The sequence below is a fragment of the Vibrio sp. 10N.222.55.C7 genome (genome assembly GCF_041473335.1).
Lineage (GTDB): Bacteria > Pseudomonadota > Gammaproteobacteria > Enterobacterales > Vibrionaceae > Vibrio > Vibrio crassostreae_C.
In genome coordinates this window covers 76,319-95,821 of record NZ_JBFRSC010000021.1, presented here as the reverse complement: position 1 = coordinate 95,821, position 19,503 = coordinate 76,319, and the positions used below count along the sequence as shown (strand labels likewise).

The 19,503-nt window shown below is 44.8% G+C and carries 21 protein-coding genes; 3 read left to right on the top strand and 18 right to left on the bottom strand.

Annotated features, from left to right (window positions below; all coding sequences use genetic code 11):
- Window positions 1-78: 78 nt before the first annotated feature.
- Window positions 79-1,296: an ROK family protein gene (locus AB4482_RS07800; RefSeq protein ID WP_017062140.1), complete on the bottom strand. Its 1,218-nt coding sequence runs from the start codon at window positions 1,294-1,296 to the stop codon at window positions 79-81.
- Between the two features lie 319 nt (window positions 1,297-1,615).
- Between AB4482_RS07800 and pyk the strand changes: the two genes are divergently transcribed.
- A complete protein-coding gene (pyk, locus tag AB4482_RS07795) occupies window positions 1,616-3,064 on the top strand; it encodes a pyruvate kinase (protein ID WP_017062141.1) in 1,449 nt (482 codons plus the stop codon).
- Window positions 3,065-3,223: 159 nt separating this feature from the next.
- Here the strand turns inward: pyk and AB4482_RS07790 are convergent, their stop codons facing one another.
- Together AB4482_RS07790 and AB4482_RS07785 are read right to left on the bottom strand one after the other, a co-directional pair.
- The gene (locus AB4482_RS07790; RefSeq protein WP_017063485.1) at window positions 3,224-4,438 is read right to left on the bottom strand and encodes a patatin family protein; all 1,215 of its coding nucleotides are present in this window, start codon (window positions 4,436-4,438) and stop codon (window positions 3,224-3,226) included.
- 41 nt (window positions 4,439-4,479) lie between these two features.
- Window positions 4,480-4,569 carry a YnhF family membrane protein gene (locus AB4482_RS07785; protein WP_100214626.1) on the bottom strand — a complete coding sequence of 30 codons (90 nt, stop codon included), beginning with the start codon at window positions 4,567-4,569 and terminating at the stop codon, window positions 4,480-4,482.
- A gap of 145 nt (window positions 4,570-4,714) precedes the next feature.
- Here AB4482_RS07785 and AB4482_RS07780 point away from each other — a divergent pair, with 145 nt between their 5' ends.
- Window positions 4,715-5,308 (top strand): outer membrane beta-barrel protein, encoded by a 594-nt coding sequence (locus AB4482_RS07780; protein WP_017067207.1) that lies wholly within the window; start codon window positions 4,715-4,717, stop codon window positions 5,306-5,308.
- Between the two features lie 92 nt (window positions 5,309-5,400).
- Here the strand turns inward: AB4482_RS07780 and AB4482_RS07775 are convergent, their stop codons facing one another.
- From AB4482_RS07775 to yceD, 15 genes are all read right to left on the bottom strand, one after another.
- Window positions 5,401-5,805, bottom strand: a complete 405-nt coding sequence (locus tag AB4482_RS07775; protein WP_102398088.1) for a hypothetical protein — start codon at window positions 5,803-5,805, stop codon at window positions 5,401-5,403.
- A 229-nt stretch (window positions 5,806-6,034) separates the two neighbouring features.
- The gene (gene ptsG / locus AB4482_RS07770; RefSeq protein WP_017062145.1) at window positions 6,035-7,465 is read right to left on the bottom strand and encodes a PTS glucose transporter subunit IIBC; all 1,431 of its coding nucleotides are present in this window, start codon (window positions 7,463-7,465) and stop codon (window positions 6,035-6,037) included.
- A gap of 445 nt (window positions 7,466-7,910) precedes the next feature.
- Entirely contained in the window at window positions 7,911-8,678 is a 768-nt protein-coding gene (locus AB4482_RS07765) for a TatD family hydrolase (protein ID WP_017067206.1), read from the bottom strand.
- On the bottom strand, window positions 8,669-9,634 hold the full coding sequence (locus AB4482_RS07760; RefSeq protein ID WP_017062147.1) for a DNA polymerase III subunit delta': 966 nt from the start codon (window positions 9,632-9,634) through the stop codon (window positions 8,669-8,671). The genes AB4482_RS07765 and AB4482_RS07760 overlap by 10 nt, the downstream gene beginning before the upstream one ends.
- 6 nt (window positions 9,635-9,640) lie before the next feature.
- The gene (tmk, locus tag AB4482_RS07755) at window positions 9,641-10,273 is read right to left on the bottom strand and encodes a dTMP kinase (protein WP_017062148.1); all 633 of its coding nucleotides are present in this window, start codon (window positions 10,271-10,273) and stop codon (window positions 9,641-9,643) included.
- Between the two features lie 10 nt (window positions 10,274-10,283).
- Window positions 10,284-11,300 carry an endolytic transglycosylase MltG gene (gene mltG, locus AB4482_RS07750; RefSeq protein WP_017062149.1) on the bottom strand — a complete coding sequence of 339 codons (1,017 nt, stop codon included), beginning with the start codon at window positions 11,298-11,300 and terminating at the stop codon, window positions 10,284-10,286.
- Complete coding sequence (pabC, locus tag AB4482_RS07745) at window positions 11,297-12,175, bottom strand: aminodeoxychorismate lyase (protein WP_065583975.1); 879 nt, start codon at window positions 12,173-12,175, stop codon at window positions 11,297-11,299. The genes mltG and pabC overlap by 4 nt, the downstream gene beginning before the upstream one ends.
- 104 nt (window positions 12,176-12,279) lie before the next feature.
- The gene (gene fabF, locus AB4482_RS07740; RefSeq protein ID WP_010437291.1) at window positions 12,280-13,524 is read right to left on the bottom strand and encodes a beta-ketoacyl-ACP synthase II; all 1,245 of its coding nucleotides are present in this window, start codon (window positions 13,522-13,524) and stop codon (window positions 12,280-12,282) included.
- Window positions 13,525-13,617: 93 nt separating this feature from the next.
- Entirely contained in the window at window positions 13,618-13,851 is a 234-nt protein-coding gene (acpP, locus tag AB4482_RS07735) for an acyl carrier protein (RefSeq protein ID WP_004737381.1), read from the bottom strand.
- A gap of 166 nt (window positions 13,852-14,017) precedes the next feature.
- The gene (gene fabG, locus AB4482_RS07730) at window positions 14,018-14,752 is read right to left on the bottom strand and encodes a 3-oxoacyl-ACP reductase FabG (protein WP_029235138.1); all 735 of its coding nucleotides are present in this window, start codon (window positions 14,750-14,752) and stop codon (window positions 14,018-14,020) included.
- A 25-nt stretch (window positions 14,753-14,777) separates the two neighbouring features.
- On the bottom strand, window positions 14,778-15,701 hold the full coding sequence (fabD, locus tag AB4482_RS07725) for an ACP S-malonyltransferase (RefSeq protein WP_017063479.1): 924 nt from the start codon (window positions 15,699-15,701) through the stop codon (window positions 14,778-14,780).
- Window positions 15,702-15,781: 80 nt separating this feature from the next.
- On the bottom strand, window positions 15,782-16,732 hold the full coding sequence (locus tag AB4482_RS07720; RefSeq protein ID WP_017054985.1) for a beta-ketoacyl-ACP synthase III: 951 nt from the start codon (window positions 16,730-16,732) through the stop codon (window positions 15,782-15,784).
- A 5-nt stretch (window positions 16,733-16,737) separates the two neighbouring features.
- Window positions 16,738-17,763: a phosphate acyltransferase PlsX gene (plsX, locus tag AB4482_RS07715; RefSeq protein ID WP_017062152.1), complete on the bottom strand. Its 1,026-nt coding sequence runs from the start codon at window positions 17,761-17,763 to the stop codon at window positions 16,738-16,740.
- A gap of 9 nt (window positions 17,764-17,772) precedes the next feature.
- Complete coding sequence (gene rpmF / locus AB4482_RS07710; RefSeq protein ID WP_004737376.1) at window positions 17,773-17,943, bottom strand: 50S ribosomal protein L32; 171 nt, start codon at window positions 17,941-17,943, stop codon at window positions 17,773-17,775.
- A gap of 35 nt (window positions 17,944-17,978) precedes the next feature.
- Window positions 17,979-18,506, bottom strand: a complete 528-nt coding sequence (gene yceD / locus AB4482_RS07705; protein ID WP_017062153.1) for a 23S rRNA accumulation protein YceD — start codon at window positions 18,504-18,506, stop codon at window positions 17,979-17,981.
- Between the two features lie 149 nt (window positions 18,507-18,655).
- On the opposite strand from yceD, the gene AB4482_RS07700 reads away from it, so the two are divergent.
- A complete protein-coding gene (locus AB4482_RS07700) occupies window positions 18,656-19,237 on the top strand; it encodes a nucleoside triphosphate pyrophosphatase (protein ID WP_372132059.1) in 582 nt (193 codons plus the stop codon).
- Window positions 19,238-19,503: the final 266 nt, after the last annotated feature.

The window sequence follows — 19,503 nt, the reverse complement described above, 5'->3', positions numbered from 1 at the left end:
AAGTACAACAAATGATGTTATACAAAGCTTAAGTACATGGAAAGGTTCAAGGTAAGGCTACAAGACGAGAAAAAGGGGTTAACCTTCAATAACTTTCATTAACAGTTGGCCATCGTATAAGGCCTGCTTGATGAGCGCAGCACCTGGCATGGTTGCCTGCTTATAAAAACGAGATTCCACCAGCTCTAAGTCTTTATGGTAAACCGATAGACTCTGCTCTTCGATACACTTTTGAATCGCCGGGTATAACACGCTCTTCGCCTGATTGATAACACCACCCACCAAGATTTTCTCTGGGTTGAACAGGTTAATCACAATCGCAATCGCAGAACCTAGATAACGGCCTAACTGTTCAATCACTTCGACAGCCAGCGGATCCCCATTAGCAGCGGCAGCACAGATCTGTTCAATAGTGACGTCTTCAAACACCGTTAGCGTTGATTCTTCACCATTTACCAATCGCTCTTTGACTTGCTCACGGATTGCCTGAGAACTCGCCACCGTTTCTAAACAGCCTCGATTACCACAGTGGCAAAGCTTGCCTTCCTTGTCGATCTGGATATGCCCCAACTCACCGATGTTACCGTGACGTCCTTGCAGAACGCGACCATCAAGAATGATCCCGGCACCTAAACCGTGGTGAATCGATATAAGAACAGAGTTGTCGTTGTCTTGTGAGTTACCAAACAGCTTTTCTGCTAATGCCCACGCTCGGGTATCATTGGCAATAAAAACTGGCAAACCGGTTTCTTTGTAGATCTCCGGCCCCAACGCTAAGTTTTCAACGTTATAGTGCGGCATCTGCAACACAATACCTTGCTCTGAATTCACCAGACCTGGCAGTGTGATAGCGATACTCGTCACCCTGTCGAGTTGCTCGGCATAGGTTTGGAAGAACTCATCGATTTCATGGAGAAGACGCGCAAGCACATCGTCTTGATCACGTTCATGGATATCAATCTTGGTATCGATAAGCACGTCGCCGCCCAATTCATGGAGCGCGATCGTCAAGTATCCGCGACCAAGGCGCATCGACAAAAATTGCCAACCTTCGTTATTGGTTTGCAGACCGACAGCAGGACGCCCACGAGTCGTGGCTTCTTGAACCGTCGTTTCGTGAATAAGGTGAGCTTCAATGAGTTCACGGGTAATTTTAGTAATACTCGCCGGAGCCAACTCACTTTGCTTGGACAGATCGATACGAGAAATAGGACCTTTAAGGTCAATTAGTTTATATACACGACCAGCATTGACCTGTTTGATATGATCAATATGGCCCGGTTGAGCCATGTACATTTTACGCTCCAGAAATCATCAACGAGGTAATTTTTTTACTTTGCGAAGTAATTGTGAAGTCACTTGGTATATCGCCGTGACCAGTATCACGTATATACATGAATCTTTGTGTATCGAGTCAAATAGTTCGAGGAAAATTAACACCCACATCGATAATTTGCGACTTAATTTTCAGAATAAAACATCGCATTTGAGCCCTGAATTCAATAATTAAAGGCAAATCAAGAAATATCCTCCTAGCTCCCAATAAATTATCAATTAATGCATATACTTAATTCAGTCTTTTAAAAGATTACTTGGCCTCACTCTAGGAGTATTCATGACAGCCGAATTAAGAAAAACGAAAATCGTCACAACGCTAGGCCCTTCTACTGATAAAGGTAACGTGCTTGAAGAGATCATCAAAGCCGGTGCCAATATTGTTCGTATGAACTTCTCTCACGGCACCAGCGACGACCATATACAACGCGCAGAAAAAGTCAGAGCAATAGCAAAAAGACACGGTACTCAAATCGCCATTCTCGGAGACTTACAAGGTCCCAAGATTCGTGTGTCGACATTCAAAGATGGCAAAATCCAACTTGCCGTAGGCGACCTGTTCACTCTCGATAGCAGCCTAGGTTTAGGTGAAGGCAATCAAGAAGCCGTTGGCCTTGATTACAAAGAACTGCCTAACGACGTATCCGCCGGCGATATACTGTTGCTTGACGATGGTCGTGTTCAACTCAAAGTAACCAAAGTGGAAGGCTGTCGCGTTCATACCGAAGTCATCATTGGCGGCCCACTCTCAAATAACAAAGGCATCAACAAAAAAGGGGGTGGCCTTTCCGCAGAAGCGCTAACAGAAAAAGACAAGCGCGACATCGTCACCGCCGCACAAATCAAAGTGGATTACCTAGCGGTGTCTTTCCCTCGTAATGGTGAAGACATGCACTATGCTCGTCAGCTTGCACGAGAAGCCGGCTTAGAAGCTCACCTCGTCGCAAAAGTGGAGCGAGCAGAGACAGTAGCTACAGTTGAGAACATGGATGACATCATAATGGCCTCAGATGTGGTCATGGTGGCTCGTGGTGACCTCGGAGTGGAAATTGGCGACCCTGAGTTAGTCGGAGTACAAAAACAGCTTATACGCCGTGCCAGAGCGCTTAACCGAACTGTCATCACCGCAACTCAGATGATGGAATCAATGATTTCTGCGCCAATGCCAACCCGTGCCGAAGTTATGGATGTTGCCAACGCCGTACTCGATGGCACCGATGCTGTGATGTTGTCTGGTGAAACTGCAGCTGGTGACTACCCAGTCGAGACCGTAAAATCGATGGCTGAAGTCTGTATTGGTGCGGAAAAAATGGCAGGCATTAATAACCAATCCAATTACCGTATTGACCGCACCTTTGTTACTGCCGAAGAAACCGTTTCGATGGCGACCATCTACTCTGCAAACCATATGGAAGGCATTAAAGGCGTTGTCACTCTCACCGAGTCAGGCCGCACCGCACTGATGATGTCTCGCCTGAGTGCCGACATGCCGATCTACGCGCTGTCTCGTAACGAAGGAACGCTTAATCGCTGTACCTTATACCGAGGTGTGACACCAATCTACTTCGAGACAGAAGCCGAAGACAGCTTTGACATTGCACTATCTACACTCACTTGCTTGAAAGAGAAAGGACACCTTAAGTTTGGTGACCTAGTGATCGTCACTCAAGGCGACATTATGGATGTAGCAGGGTCAACCAACTGTATGAGAATCTTGCCTGTCACCTAATATTTGACCTTAAGGCGAAACGATTCGCCTAATCTCAAAAACTTAAAAGGGTTATCGAACCAAGTTCAATAACCCTTTTTCATTTCAGAACACGACTCACTAAAATCTGCTTAAACAGCATAACGAGCTCACAGCATGCTAGCTCATCAACTTCGGGAATTAGTTACCCGCAGCAATGGTGGCTAACTGTGGCATATGCGAGTTGCGAGCGTTTTCCGTTGAGGTATAGGTCTCCACAAATCGGTAACCGGCTTCTAAACCCAATTCGTAATCATGCAGTAAATCATCTTTATGACTCATTAATGAGCTCGATTTAAGCGTTTGACTAGGTGCTATCTGAACCACAAACGCGTCGTCTGGTGGCGAATTCAAAAAATCCTGAGTCAATGAGTAGGTCTGATAATGCACCATCAGCATGTCAGCCAACCCTGAATCAAACTTATCTCCGATTAAATGACTTAAGCGATAAATATCATCTGCACCAAATAGCCAGCGACCACCGTTCAGCAGGTCTAAATGCCCACGGTCACGCTTCTGCTCTTTTGAGCGCATAATTTGTTGTTGGAAGAAAGAGGTCCAGTCGGTTTTCCACTGTTCCACTTTCTGTTGCCAATGGCCTTGAACACTGTCGAAAGATTCGCGGAACCACTCCAGTTCTTCTGCAGATATAGGTTTAGGCGCTTTGACTGAAGATCCCTTAACTGGTGCTTCAACCAAATGGGTATTACCTTCCTCCACCACTGGCTCAGTACGAATCACCACAATAGAACGAGCTTGTCTTCGCCACGCTTCCTGAACTGGGATACACGCCGATACACCACCGTCCACATAAGCACTGTCACCAATAAAGACTTCGTCATTGTACAAGCGAGGAATAGCACAGGTCGCAATCATCACCTTGTACCAATCTTCGCCCAATAATGGGAAGTAGTGGTCTCGTAAGTCTTTGGAATCCGTTACAGCCGCATAGAAGTGGCGATCGCCTAGCGTTTGTCGCCCTAAATCCAGATCGAGCTTATATGGGTAAGCCATGATTTGTTCTAGCGCCCATTCTAATCCTAGGTTCTTTCTGTGTCGTATATAGGAAAAGAGATTGAAGAACTCTGGTGAGGTTGTGAGGTCGAGAACAAAAGAACGTCCAAGGCCTTTATCACGGCACAGATAAGCACATAAGTTTAGAGCACCTGCTGAGGTACCAAAAAATTCGTCGAAGGGGTCAAAATTTGAGAGAAGAAAGGCATCCAGCACTCCAGAAGTAAAAATACTTCTCTGTCCGCCACCTTGAGCGACCAGTGCTGTTTTTCCAGCAATAAACTTAGCGTAATAATCCAAGTCTATTGCTGTATCAATATTGGTTATAATCCCACTATTCATTATTCCCTGAGTATCAAAACTCAGCCTCGCAATAGATGGTATTAACTACCAATCGCAATAAAGCCAAATGAAAGAATGATCATGTAGATAAACACGGTAATTTGTAGGGCATTTTTCAGATTATGGTCCATAGACACCTCTGGTTTATTATTAATTTGTCGAGTCTCTATTTAAGTACTATCAGGTGTGTGAAGTATCTTCAAGAATCGTCGAAATTAGTCGCACAATATTGATGTAACCATCACAATTAGTAAGTGTATGGATAAGGATATACTCATGAATAACAAAGCAAATATGATGGCACTGATTACGCTTCTCTCCGTTTCAAGCGCGTATGCTTCGCCGGAGATCATCATTACACCTATGGTAGGTTATACCGGCGGTGGCAGTGTCGAAGACCAGGACGGTAAAACCTATGACATGAAAGGCTCTGAAAATTACACCTTTGCCATTGAAACGCCACTTGAAAAAGGACGCATCGGCTTCTTCTACTCCAATCAGAGCTCGGAATTAGAAACGCTTAACCTAAGCTCCTCCATCCAATACCTGCACCTTCAAAGCAGCATCTACTACCCTGCTTCGCCTGTGTTGTCGGGTTATCTAGGGCTAGGCCTGGGTGCTTCTTACGTCGATGTAGACTGGGCAAAAGATAAGTATGGATTCTCAACTTCTATCTTTGGTGGCTTAGAGTACAAATTTAGTGACCGACTAGCGTTGAACACACAAGTACGTTGGTTAGGCACGGTTGTCGACAACGATACCTCCGGTGTTTGTAATATCCCAAATAACGGGCAAGAGTGCATCATTCGCTTTGATACCGACTGGATGAACCAATTCCAAGCCAATGTCGGACTGAGTTTTACTTTCTAAGCGGCTCAATGAAGCAAAAATATAAGATCGGCCCAAACTAAAAAACCAGCTAAATGCTGGTTTTTTCATTATTAAAACGGTTTTAGTTCAGGTTAGAACTTATAGGTAACACCTAAAGCGCCGCCCACTTGCAACTCAACACCTTTATACATATCGAGTTCAGGGTGAACTTGAGCGTAAGCATTCCAACCTTCGTAGAAATTCACTTTCACGCCTAACGGCAAGCGTAAGCCAAAGTCGTCATTCCATTCAGCCCAAGCACCAGCACCGACGTACCAGCTCAACGGAGCTTCAGTCTCGAACTGACCACGCTTCAAAATGTAATCAAAGGCAGCGCCGTCATTGCCAATCGTAGCACGGTATTTCTGATCAAATTCCACAACGACACTCAGGTCTTGGTCAATGGCGAGTCCAACTTCCAAAGCTGGAGCTTCAGAAGCTTGAGCAAACGAGGCTCCGCTGCAGCACATAAGGCCGATCAAGCAACGATGTTTCATAATATTCTCAGACTGTATTTAAAAAACGGAAGTCTACTGGAATCTCAGCAAAAGGTGTCATCGCTGGGTAAAAGATAAAAGACACGAAAAATTTAAGAGCAACCATCAACTGATCGAGTTGAATGATAAGTATCTGAGTTAATGGAGATTAAGCACAATAGATCTTTCATAGAGCAGAAAACAAAAAAGGAGGCCTTTCGGCCTCCTTTCAATTTATTGAATCAGAGAATTAACCGTTGTTACGGATCCACTCATCCATGTCTGTCTTAAGGTTGTCAGACTTAGTACCGAAGATAGCTTGTACGCCACCCGCTACTACTACAACACCTGCAGCGCCTAGTTTCTTCAGCTTGTCTTGGTCAACAAGAGCTGTATCAGCTACTGCAACACGTAGACGAGTAATACAAGCGTCAAGACCAGTGATGTTCGCTTTACCACCGAATGCAGCAACTAGCTCACCAGCAAGTTCAGAACCAGTCGCAACTGACTCTTCTTCAGTCTCGTCTTCACGGCCTGGAGTTTTAAGGTCTAGAGCTTTAATCACAGTGCGGAATACGATGTAGTAAATTGCAGCGTAAGCAATACCACATACAACCATTAGGCCCATCTTAGACGCGTTGCCAGATAGAACTAGGAAGTCGATTAGACCGTGTGAGAAAGATGTACCGTGTACAAAACCTAGAGTGTTCGCAAGAACGTATGCAGAACCAGCTAGTAGAGCGTGGATTGCGTACAGTACTGGAGCAACGAATAGGAAAGAGAATTCGATTGGTTCAGTGATACCCGTTAGGAATGAAGTCAACGCAGCAGAAGCCATGATGCCCATTACTTTAGCGCGGTTTTCAGGCTTAGCTGAGTGTGCAATCGCGATTGCAGCAGCAGGTAGACCGAACATCTTGAACATGTAACCACCAGCTAGCTGACCGAAGCCATTGCCCGCTGCACGAGATGCGTCATCAGCAACTAAGTAACAAGTAAGAACACCGTTTTGAGTTTCGCCAGCAGCGTTTACACAAGTACCAGCTTCAAAGAAGAAAGGTACGTTCCAAACGTGGTGAAGACCAAATGGAATTAGAGAACGCTCAACGATACCGTAGATACCAAACGCCACTTGTGGGTTTTGGTGAGCAGCCCAATCAGAGAACGCAGAGATAGCGCCGCCAACTGGTGGCCATACTACAGATAGTAGGATTGCTAGACCAATCGCAGAGAAACCTGTGATGATTGGCACAGCACGCTTACCAGCGAAGAAGCCAAGGTACTCTGGTAGTTGAATACGGAAGAAACGGTTGAATGCCCAAGCAGCAACACCACCGACTAGGATACCACCTAGTACACCAGTATCGATTTTATCAACGCCCATTACACCAGCCATTACGCCAAGTGTAGCAGTCATGATGCCGTAACCAACGATAGCAGCTAGACCCGCTACACCATCGTTGTTAGTAAAGCCAAGTGCAACACCTACTGCGAACAGTAGTGCCATTTGACCGAATACTGAACCACCAGCTTGTTCCATTAAGTTTGAAACGATTTCTGGAATGAAAGGAAGATCTGCTGCACCGACACCTAGCAAAATACCCGCAACTGGTAAAACTGATACTGGAAGCATCAGAGACTTACCAACTTTCTGCAGGCTAGCAAAAAGGTTCTTAAACATGTTTATGCTCCTGATAAAGATAAAATAATTATATTGGGTTCTAACGGCACACCCCCGTAGCCTATATGTTAGCACCCTGCGAAAATGTAACCATGTATTGCATTATATTTTCTGCCGCTAAATATATATTGATGGGGAACTAACTTTCTAGTCACTTACGAAATTTAGTTTCAAAACACGTCTTGGATCACATGTCAAATCTAGAAATGCAATCCTTTACAAGCATTTAATCAATTGAAATATATAAGTATTTTTCAATAGTCCTATTATTTTACTGAGTAAATAAAATAGGAGCGAATGTTATTTTTAGTAACAAAATTACAAATGTTATAATTAGCGCTCTCAAGTTCAACATAATTCGTAAACATTAAAAAAAAACGTATTTTTAGTGATCAAAAACACAAAAAGGGAGCTTTCGCTCCCTTTTATTTGTTTACTTAGATTTTTATCGCAAAAAAAGTTTTTGGTAATTTTTGGTCGTTTGTTCGGCAACCTCTTTCATCGACACACCTTTTAATTGCCCAATGTAGGCCGCCACTTCGACGACATATGCAGGCTGATTCTGCTTCCCACGATATGGAATGGGCGCCAAATATGGAGAATCTGTCTCGATCAGCAACCTGTCTAGCGGTAGGTTCTTAACAACTTCTTTAAGTTCTGTAGCCTGCTTAAAGGTCACAATGCCTGAAATTGAGATATAGAAACCTAGTTCCATTGCTGCTTCAGCGAACGCTTGATCTTCGGTAAAGCAGTGAATCACACCACCACACTTCTCAGCTCCGCCATCACGTAAAATAGCTAATGTGTCTTCACGTGCGTTACGAGTGTGAATGATCAAAGGTTTATTCAGCTCAACGGCTAACTCAACATGCTGCTTAAATCGTAGCTGTTGCAGCTCCGCCGTCTCTGGTTGGTAGTGATAATCTAAACCTGTCTCTCCAATCGCCACAACCTTAGGGTTGCTCGCGTATTCACGCATTGTCTCTAGGCTGAAATCACTTTCAACATCGAGAGGGTGAACGCCACAAGAGGCTTTAACGTTATCAAACGGCGAGATCATCTCGAGCATATTTTCAAACGAATCGAGTGTCACACCGACAGAAAGCAATTGGTCTACGTTAGCAGCCTTCGCCTTGTTAACCACATCTTCTACGCTGGTGTGTAAATCTTGGTAATCCAGTTTGTCTAAATGACAGTGGGAATCTACGAACATGTTTCCTCGCAAGTGGCTATCAGCCAATTCATTATGAGTAGCTCCGTATTGAGCCCAGGGTGTTGCTTTAACTGCTCAATCAATGTCAGCAGTTTATTCGATGCTGCATAAGCACTTTGATAAGACATCGCCTCACACAGTGCTTTCGCACTCGGAGTGAAAGCCTGATTCGCCAAACCAAAATGCAGCTTCTGTACATCTGACAATAGATGCCAAAGCCAGCCAAGTTGAATCAAAGGGTCTTTGCTAAGCTCTGTAGAGAACTTTAGCATGTCAGGTTGAGTGCCTTTTATCACATTCACAAAGCCATCGAGCGCTTTTGTTGAAGCTTCAACGCCACCTTGCTCAAACATCGCTTTTGCTTTTAAAGGCGCGTTGTCATTGAGTGCTAAAATATACTGCGGTACCGCTTTGCCCACTTCACCATCTAACCACGCTGATGCTGTCTCTAACTGCGGACTAACCACATTGAATTGCTGACAACGGCTAATAATAGTCGGCATTAAGCGATTACTGTTACGAGTAGACAGAATGAAGATGCACTTGCTTGATGGCTCTTCCAGAGTTTTCAATAGTGCGTTGGAAGCCGATTCGTTCATTGCTTCAGCAGGGTTAAGCAAAATAACGCGCAAACCACCTAACTGAGAAGACTCTTGAGCCCAGCGGTTACTGGCACGCACTTGATCAACCGTGATCGACTTACCTTCTTTCTCGGGTGAGATCACATGAAAATCAGGATGACTGCCCGACTTCATTAACTCACAGCTGTGGCAAAACCCGCACGACTCGCTTTCATAGTTCGTGCACATCAATGCGTCGGTAAGTTGGCTAATCAAAGCATCAACGCCGAGCCCTTCCGGTGCATTAACAATCACAGAGTTAGGAAAACGCTCCGCATCGAGACTTTTTTTCCACTCACTCCATACCGGTGTGAGCCAAGAATACACTTCAGCCATGACTACCTACTGTTTGTCGAGCCAAGCAGTTAGCGCGACTTTAATATCAGCGGCTACTTGCTCAATTTCTTGCTGCGCGTTAATCACAAGTACAGAATCATCTTGTTCTGCAATTTCTAGATAGCGCTCACGCGTGCGGTCGAAAAATGAGATGTCCATCTTTTCAATTCTATCAAGCTCACCACGGCCTCTAGCACGCTCTAGCCCTACTCTAGGGTCTAGGTCCAAATATAGCGTTAGATCGGGTTTAAAGCCGCCTAGCGTGGTTGCTTTCAGTGATTCCATAGTCGTGCGCGCGATCTGGCGACCACCACCTTGGTATGCCTGTGAAGACATATCATGACGATCACCCAATACCCATTGACCATTGGCGAGTGCCGGCTTGATGACGTTCTCGACTAATTGAACACGTGCTGCATACATCAACAGCAATTCAGTCATGTCTTGAAGCTTCTCGCCTTCGTGCTCTTCTTTAACCAATGAACGCATCTTTTCAGCTAAGACAGTACCACCCGGCTCGCGAGTATTAACAATATCTTCAACACCCGATGCTTTTAATGTCTCAACGATGGCATTGATTGCTGTGCTTTTGCCAGCGCCTTCAAGGCCTTCAACCACGATAAATTTCGACTGATTCATAATTATTTCTTTATCTGTTTTTTCTTAATTGCTTTAAGTAAGCTCGCACTGCACGGTTATGCTCAGTCAAACTCTTTGAAAATACGTGCCCACCTGTTCCACTCGCAACGAAATACAAGTAGTTGCTCTTCTCTGGATTCAACGCCGCGTTGATAGACGCTTTGCCTGCCATAGCGATAGGTGTCGGTGGCAAGCCACTCATTGTATAGGTGTTGTAAGGCGTTGGCGTGCGTAAGTCTTTCTTACGGATGTTGCCATCGTAGCTGTCACCCATGCCATAGATAACCGTTGGGTCAGTTTGCAAACGCATACGCTTGTTTAGACGGTTAACAAACACAGAAGAAACACGCTCACGTTCTGACGCAACAGCGGTCTCTTTCTCAATGATAGATGCAAGAATTAACGCTTCGTATGGCGATTTAAGAGGCAGCTTATCCGCTCGATTTTCCCACTCTTCATTCACCACGCTCATTAGGTCTCGATGCGCGCGCTTCAACAAATCTAAATCAGTGGTGCCGTAGGTGTAGTGATACGTTTCTGCTAAGAAGAGACCTTCTAGCTTTTCGTTTTCAATACCCAACTTTTCAGCGATCTCTTTTTCAGAAACGCCATCCAATGTCTGTTGAATGAATTCGTTGTCTTTTAGCTGAACAAGCCATTCGTCAAAACGACTGCCTTCAACAAAGGTAATAGTAAACTGGTGTTCTTTCCCTTCTACAAGCACCTGTAGCGCTTGCTCTAAGGTTAAACCCGGTTCAAGCAGGAAAGTACCCGCTTTTACGTCTACAAGCTCAGGATGTAACTTACGGATTAATTTCTCGTAAGGAGAAGCCTCAAACAGCCCCTCGTTAATCAACTGGGCTAGAACGCGGTTAAAGCTGCTACCTGAAGCAACAGTCACGACTTGTGGTTTTTCTAATTGAATAACTTGTTTCAGGTTATCTTGCGCTTGGTTGTAAACATAAAAACCAGCAGCACCGGCTGCAATTAAGCACAAGATAATAAAAATAAATAACTTTTTGATCACGAGTTTAGTTGTCCTTGAAGGCTACGAGTAACGGTTCCAATGTTAAATTGGGTATCACTAATACGGGTAACTGGGGCAACCCCTAAAATGGAGTTTGTCATGAAAACCTCATCAGCTTGCATGAGTTGAGATAAGCAGTAGTCACTAATTGTAACGGAAAGTTCAGCCTGATTCAGCGCGGTTAACACTTGCTTACGCATAACCCCCGCGACACCACTTTGAGTGAGTTGAGGTGTGTATATCGACTGACCTTTGCGCCAGAACAGATTGGCCATGGTGGTTTCAATCACATTGCCCGATATATCAAGAACCACACCATCCACTTCATTAGCTTGATCCATTTCATCTTTCATCAAAATCTGCTCAAGGCGATTATTGTGCTTATGGCCAGCCAGTAGTGGGCTCAAACCTAGCGCTTGATGGCAGATACCGAGTTCAACACCGGAGTCTTGCCACGCTGAATAATGGCTTGGGTAATCAAAGGTACTGATGGTGATTGTCGGCTTGGCGATATTCTTGGTACTGTAGCCACGCCCACCCGCTCCACGACTAACGTGCAGCTTGATCCCTGCTTTTTGATTATGAGGCTTGTTGGCGTTATGGAGCTTCTTTGAACCATCAAGGCTCTTTGTGCCATGAAGAGCGTTATGTTGGATGTGTTGAAGCGCAGTATCGAGCCAAAGACTAACAACATCCCAATCAAGAGCAGAAATGCGTAGCGCTTTAAGGCACTCGTCGACACGGTGCTGATGATCGTGAAGATGTTGTATCTCACCATCACTCACGAGCATTGTCGTAAAACAGCCGTCTCCGTACTGAAACGAGCGATCCAAAATATCGATAGTTTGCTGGCTTTCTCCATCAACCCAAAACATGTTTTTCCCCATAAAAAGAAACGGCTCAATGCTAAAGCATCAAGCCGTTTAAAAACAAGTCTAATTGTGACTATCTACGAGTGTTTACGTCTTTAATAAGATGATTAAATCTTTTTGAAGATCAAACAGCCGTTTGTACCACCGAAACCGAATGAGTTACATGCAGCATATTCCATGTTGCTAACTTCACGCGCAGTGTGAGGTACTAAGTCAATATCTAAGCCTTCTTCAGGATCATCTAGGTTGATTGTTGGTGGAACAATTTGGTCAACCAGAGACATTGCCGTGATAATAGCTTCAGCAGAACCAGCAGCACCTAGAAGGTGGCCTGTCATTGATTTCGTAGAAGAAACCAATACTTGCTTGCTGCCTGCTTCGCCAAGAGCACGCTTGATGCCCTTAACTTCCGCTACGTCACCTGCAGGAGTCGAAGTACCGTGTGCGTTTACATAACCGATTTGTTCACCAGTAATGCCAGCATCACGCATAGCCGCTTCCATTGCTAGTGCGCCACCAGAGCCATCTTCACTTGGAGATGTCATGTGGTAAGCGTCACCCGACATACCGAAGCCAACTAGCTCACAGTAAATCTTAGCGCCACGAGCTTTCGCATGTTCGTACTCTTCAAGAACCATCATGCCTGCACCGTCGCCAAGAACGAAGCCATCACGGCCTTTGTCCCATGGACGAGAAGCTTTTTGAGGCTCATCGTTACGAGTAGAAAGTGCTTTAGCCGCACCAAAACCGCCCATACCTAGTGGAGTTGATGCTTTTTCAGCACCACCCGCTAGCATTGCGTCTGCATCGCCGTATGCAATCATACGAGCCGCGTGACCAATGTTATGTAGGCCAGTCGTACATGCAGTAGAAATCGCGATGTTTGGACCGCGTAGGCCACGCATGATAGACATGTGACCAGCAATCATATTCACGATCGTCGACGGTACGAAGAACGGGCTGATCTTACGAGGGCCTTTTTCAGTTAGAGCTTGGTGACCGGCTTCGATCAAACCAAGACCACCAATACCAGAACCGATAGCAACACCCACACGTGGAGCGTTTTCTTCAGTAATAGTTAGGGCTGAATCATCTAAAGCTTGAATACCTGCTGCGACGCCGTACTGGATGAACAAGTCCATCTTACGAGCATCTTTTTTAGTCATATACTCTTCGCAGTTAAAGTCTTTAACTAGACCTGCAAAACGAGTTGAGAAATTGGTTGCATCAAAATGATCGATATTAACGATACCACTTTGACCAGCTAGCAGGGCTTTCCAAGAAGATTCTACAGTGTTGCCTACCGGTGACAACATACCCATGCCAGTGACAACTACACGACGCTTGGACACGATTTTACACTCCGGGGATTGAGGTGATTTAAGATGAGGATAGATGAGTTAGATAAAACACAGGCGGTCGAGGTGACCGCCTGGGAGAGATTATTACTGAGCGCTAGTTACGTAATCGATAGCTGCTTGAACAGTAGTAATTTTCTCAGCTTCTTCATCTGGGATTTCAGTGTCGAATTCTTCTTCTAGAGCCATTACTAGCTCTACTGTGTCTAGAGAATCTGCACCTAGGTCATCAACGAAAGAAGCTTCGTTTTTAACTTCAGCTTCGTCTACACCTAGCTGTTCAACAATGATTTTCTTTACGCGTTCTTCGAGGTTGCTCATTTTTTCTTTTCCTTTACAGAGTTCGCTTTATGCGATGTTTTCCGTAGTTTATTCAATCTATTGAAAGTTGCAAGGTCAACTTTTCTGGTCAAACCACAATTTTCACGATTTTAACCGAAATTACGTATGATCTTGACTTAAATCATGCACAAATGTTGCACATAATTTACACCATGTACATACCGCCATTGACGTGAAGTGTTTCACCTGTGATATAAGCTGCCGCAGGTGACGCCAAAAATACCACAGCTTCAGCGATTTCGCGAGGGTCACCTAGTCGACCTGCTGGTACATTCGCCAAAGTTGCTGCACGTTGGTCATCATTTAGCGCTTTAGTCATGTCAGTTTCGATGAAACCAGGAGCTACAGTGTTCACTGTAACGCCACGAGACGCAACTTCACGAGCCATTGATTTAGTAAAACCAATTACGCCTGCTTTTGCAGCTGCGTAGTTAGCTTGACCAGCGTTACCCATTGTACCTACTACAGAACCAACGTTTACTATACGACCTTGACGCTTCTTCATCATGCCACGCAATACAGCTTTAGACATGCGGAAGATAGGAGTTAGGTTAGTATCGATGATGTCATTCCATTCGTCGTCTTTCATACGCATCAGTAGGTTATCACGAGTGATACCTGCGTTGTTAACTAGAATGTCAATCGCACCGAATTCATCGTTGATGGTTTTCAGTGTAGCAGCAATTGAGTCAGTATCCGTTACATTAAGAGCAAGACCTTTACCGTTCTCACCAAGGTACTCGCTGATTGCAGCTGCGCCGCCTTCAGATGTCGCAGTACCGATAACTTTAGCACCACGCTCAACTAAAAGTTCAGCGATTGCACGACCGATGCCACGGCTTGCGCCTGTAACTAGTGCAACTTTGCCTTCTAAATTCATCATAACTTCTCTATTAAGTGGTTATTTACTTAGCAGCTTCTAGTGATGCAGTATCATTAACTGCAGCAGCTGTCATAGTTTTTACGATTCGTTTTGTTAGACCAGTAAGAACTTTACCAGGGCCTAATTCAAGTAGCTTCTCAACGCCTTGCTCATTCATCGCTTGTACACCTTCAGTCCAACGAACTGGGCTGTATAGCTGACGAACAAGTGCGTCTTTAATTTTTGCAGGGTCTGTTTCAGCAATAACATCAACGTTATTGATAACAGGCAATGCTGGCGTGTTGAACTCTAGAGCTTCTAGAGCCACTGCTAGCTTATCTGCTGCTGGCTTCATCAGTGCACAGTGAGACGGCACAGAAACAGGTAACGGAAGTGCACGCTTAGCGCCCGCTTCTTTACAAAGTGCACCAGCACGCTCTACTGCAGCTTTGTTACCCGCGATAACAACTTGGCCAGGAGAGTTAAAGTTAACTGGAGACACAACTTCGTCTTGCGCAGCTTCTTCACACGCTTTAGCAATCGCTTCATCGTCTAGACCGATGATTGCGTACATTGCACCAACACCTGCAGGAACCGCTTCTTGCATCAGTTGACCACGTAGTTCAACCAGCTTGATCGCTTCTTTAAAGTCGATAACGCCGGCACATACAAGAGCAGAATATTCACCTAGGCTGTGACCTGCTAGATTTACAGGTTGCTCTAGGCCAAGCTCTTGCCATACACGCCAAATTGCAACAGACGCTGTTAATAGAGCCGGTTGAGTGCGAAAAGTTTCATTTAGATTTTCTACAGGACCATCTTGAACCAATGCCCATAGATCGTAACCAAGTGCTTCTGAAGCTTCAGCAAATGTCTTTTTAACAACATCATACTGTTCGCCTAGGTCAGCAAGCATACCGATAGCTTGAGAGCCTTGGCCTGGGAATACGATAGCAAATTTGCTCATTGTAATTTTCCTTTAAGCAAAGCAAAAAATTGAATAAGGCACATAAGTTATGTGCCTTGTTTGTTGATTATCGCTTAGGGTTAGAATTTAACTAACGCAGAACCCCAAGTGAAGCCGCCGCCAAATGCTTCAAGTAGAAGCGTTTGACCACGTTTAATTCGCCCGTCGCGAACAGCCTCATCTAGGGCCGTTGGTACGGTAGCTGCTGACGTGTTGCCGTGCTTATCAAGAGTAATCACTACTTGATCAAGCGACATCGTCAGCTTTTTAGCGGTTGCCGAGATAATACGGTAGTTCGCTTGGTGTGGAACTAACCAATCAAGCTCTGACTTATCCATATTGTTCGCCGCTAAGGTGTCTTTAACTAGCTTAGAAAGCTGAGTTACCGCCACTTTAAATACTTCGTTGCCCGCCATGTGCAGCCATTTGTCTGCATCACCGCCGCGCTCTGGTACTTCTAGGCTTAGAAGCTCACCGTATTTACCATCAGAGTAAATATGAGTAGACAAAATACCTGGCTCTTCGCTTGCGCCTACAACCACCGCGCCTGCTGCATCACCAAATAGGATGATAGTAGAGCGGTCAGTCGGATCACAGGTTTTTGACAGTGCATCAGCACCAATTACCAAAACGTTCTTACACATGCCAGTCTTGATGTGTTGATCAGCAACAGACAGTGCGTAGACAAAACCAGAACACGCTGCAGCCAAATCAAACGCAGGGCAGCCTTTGATACCAAGCTTGCCTTGTACCTGACATGCCGAAGACGGGAATGTGTGGCTACTGCTGGTTGTCGCAACGATGATTAAATCAATCTCTTCTTTGTCGATACCTGCCATTTCAATGGCATTTTCAGCAGCGTAAAACGCCATATCAGCAACGGTTTCGTTTTCCGCTGAAATACGACGCTCTTTAATACCAGTTCTAGCAACGATCCACTCATCGCTAGTCTCTACCATTTTCTCTAAGTCTGCGTTAGTACGCACCTGAGATGGCAAGTAGCTGCCAGTACCTAAAATTTTGCTATACATGAAGACTAATAATGCCTCTCGAGTAAAACCGCTTCCAAACGATCGCTAATGCGGCTGGGGACTTGTCGTTTGACCTCGTGTACTGCTTCACCAATCGCGTTGACGACTGCAGACACATCAGCACTTCCATGACTTTTAATGACAATGCCGCGCAATCCTAACAAACTTGCGCCGTTATACTGGTCGGGGTTCAAGGTTTTTAATTCAGTAAATAGCTCAGAAAACAGCATTCTGGCTATCCAACCCTTTATTGTTGAAGCCATCATGCGCGTTTTTAGCTTATCAATAAAGAGCTGAGCCGTACCTTCGCACGTTTTTAAGCAAACATTGCCCACAAAACCATCACATACGACGACATCAGCAGCATCTTGAAGTAATTGATTACCTTCAATATAGCCTATGAAGTTCACAGACTGAGTATTAGACAACATTTCAGCGCATCGTTTTACAAGGTCATTGCCTTTAATTTCTTCTGCACCGATATTCAAGATAGCGACACGTGGTGCGCGACCTAAATGTTGTTCTGCTAATGCACTGCCCATGACAGCAAACTGAAACAGTGAATCTGCGTCACTAGAAACGTTCGCCCCTAAATCAAGCATCCATGTGCGATTTCCGGATGCAGTAGGCAAAGCTGAAACCAATGCAGGCCTATCAATACCGGGAAGAAGCTTGAGTCTGAAACGGGATAAAGCCATCAATGCGCCAGTGTTACCACCACTCACACAAGCATCAGCCTGTGATTCGGCAACCAGATCGATAGCGGCACGCATAGAGCTACCCTGACTATTACGTAAGGCTAGTGAAGGTTTTTCAGAATTGGAAATGACTCGATCACAATGCTGGATACTCAAACGAGAATCAGGCATTCGACCTAATGAAGATAATTGAGATGTGATCGCGTTTCGATCACCTATTAGAATGACTTTTAGCTCTGGGAAATACGACAGTGCCTGCACGGCGGCAGGCACTGTTACACGAGGACCGAAGTCCCCGCCCATTGCATCAAGCGCAACGGTTAGATTTTGCAAAGGTCAACCTTACTTGTTGATAACCTTTTTGCCGCGGTAGAAACCTTCGGCAGTCACGTTGTGACGTAGGTGAGTTTCACCTGAAGTTGCGTCTACAGAAAGTGCAGCTGTAGTTAGCGCATCGTGTGAACGACGCATGCCACGCATTGAACGTGATTTCTTGCTCTTTTGTACGGCCATTGACCCTACTCCTATGTAAATTCTTAAAGAAGCAATTACTTCTTTAAGCTTTTTAAAACATCAAATGGATTCGGCTTTTTGTCTTCCTCAATTTCTTCAGGAAGTTCACCAAACACCAAGTTATTTGAGTTAACGCTACATTTCGCATCGTCGTGCATTGCTATTTGTGGCAATCCAAGGATGAACTCGTCTTCAACTAATTGAATCAGGTCTAACTCACCGTACTCGTTCAGATCTACCAAATCGTACTCTTCCGGTGCTTCCTCTTCACTTTTCTCACTGTAAACAGGAGTATAAGTAAATTGGACATCGCACTCATGTGCGAAAACCTCATTACAACGTTGACACTCTAAATCGACTTCGACGTTAGCTTTACCAGAGATAACGACTAATCGTTGTTCATCAAGCCCAAATGACATTGAGACTTGCGCGTCACGTTTTACGCCTTCAGTTGCTTCAGTTAAACGCTTCAAAAGACTGACCTGGATGATACCATCCATATCGAGTCGTTTTTGAGCCGTTCTTGCCGGATCAACTGTACGCGGTATTTTTTCCTTTTGCATAGGGCGCGAATCTTATCTTCCAAATCGTGTTTAGTCAAAGGAAATGGCAAAAAAAATGTACTTTCCTGCCTTTCCTATTCAGAGCATTATGAATAGCAGGACAAGTTACGTTATCCTGAGATAAATGCTTCCTTGAATTGTAAATTAAAATGAGAAATTACCAACTAGTTTTAGCCTCTACATCACCATTTAGGCAAGAGATCCTCAAAAAACTACAGTTAAGCTTCATTACAGCCAAGCCAGACTGCGATGAAACGCCGCTTCCAGAAGAGACACCACAACAGTTGGTGATGCGCCTTGCTGAGACCAAAGCTAAGTCTTGTGTTGTGGAGCAACCTAGCTTAGTCATTGGTTCTGATCAGGTTTGCGTAATTGATGGAGAGATCATTGGTAAGCCTCACACTCGAGAAAAAGCGATCGAGCAGTTATCTCGTCAAAGCGGCAAGAACATTACTTTTTATACTGGGCTTTCGGTTTGGAACAACGAAACCAATGAAGCTGACACGCGTCTCGACACCTTTGTAGTGCATTTCCGCGATTTAACTAAGCAACAGATCATGAGTTATGTTGAGAAAGAGCAGCCTTATTACTGCGCAGGTAGCTTTATGTGTGAAGGGTTAGGCATCGCGTTGTTTAAACAGATGGAAGGGAAAGACCCAAATACTTTGATCGGCTTACCGCTGATCGATCTAGTCGATATGTTAGAAGCGCAAGGAATGGGTGTACTATAACGGATACGCTCTCTTTGTTAGAGATCCCTACTCCTTCCTTCGTCAGTCTAGGGAATGGCGGAACACGCAATTTTATCTAACCAACTAATGATATAGAGCGTGATTTTAAAAAGTCGTCATCCTCAAGAGCGAGGAACGAGCGACTTGGGGATCTTCTACAACAGATGAAAACAAAAAAGGTTGACGATATTCGTCAACCTTTCTCATTTATGGATACTGAAGAACAAATTTAGAGGCACTCTATACCTTCGTATCTCGTATCTCGT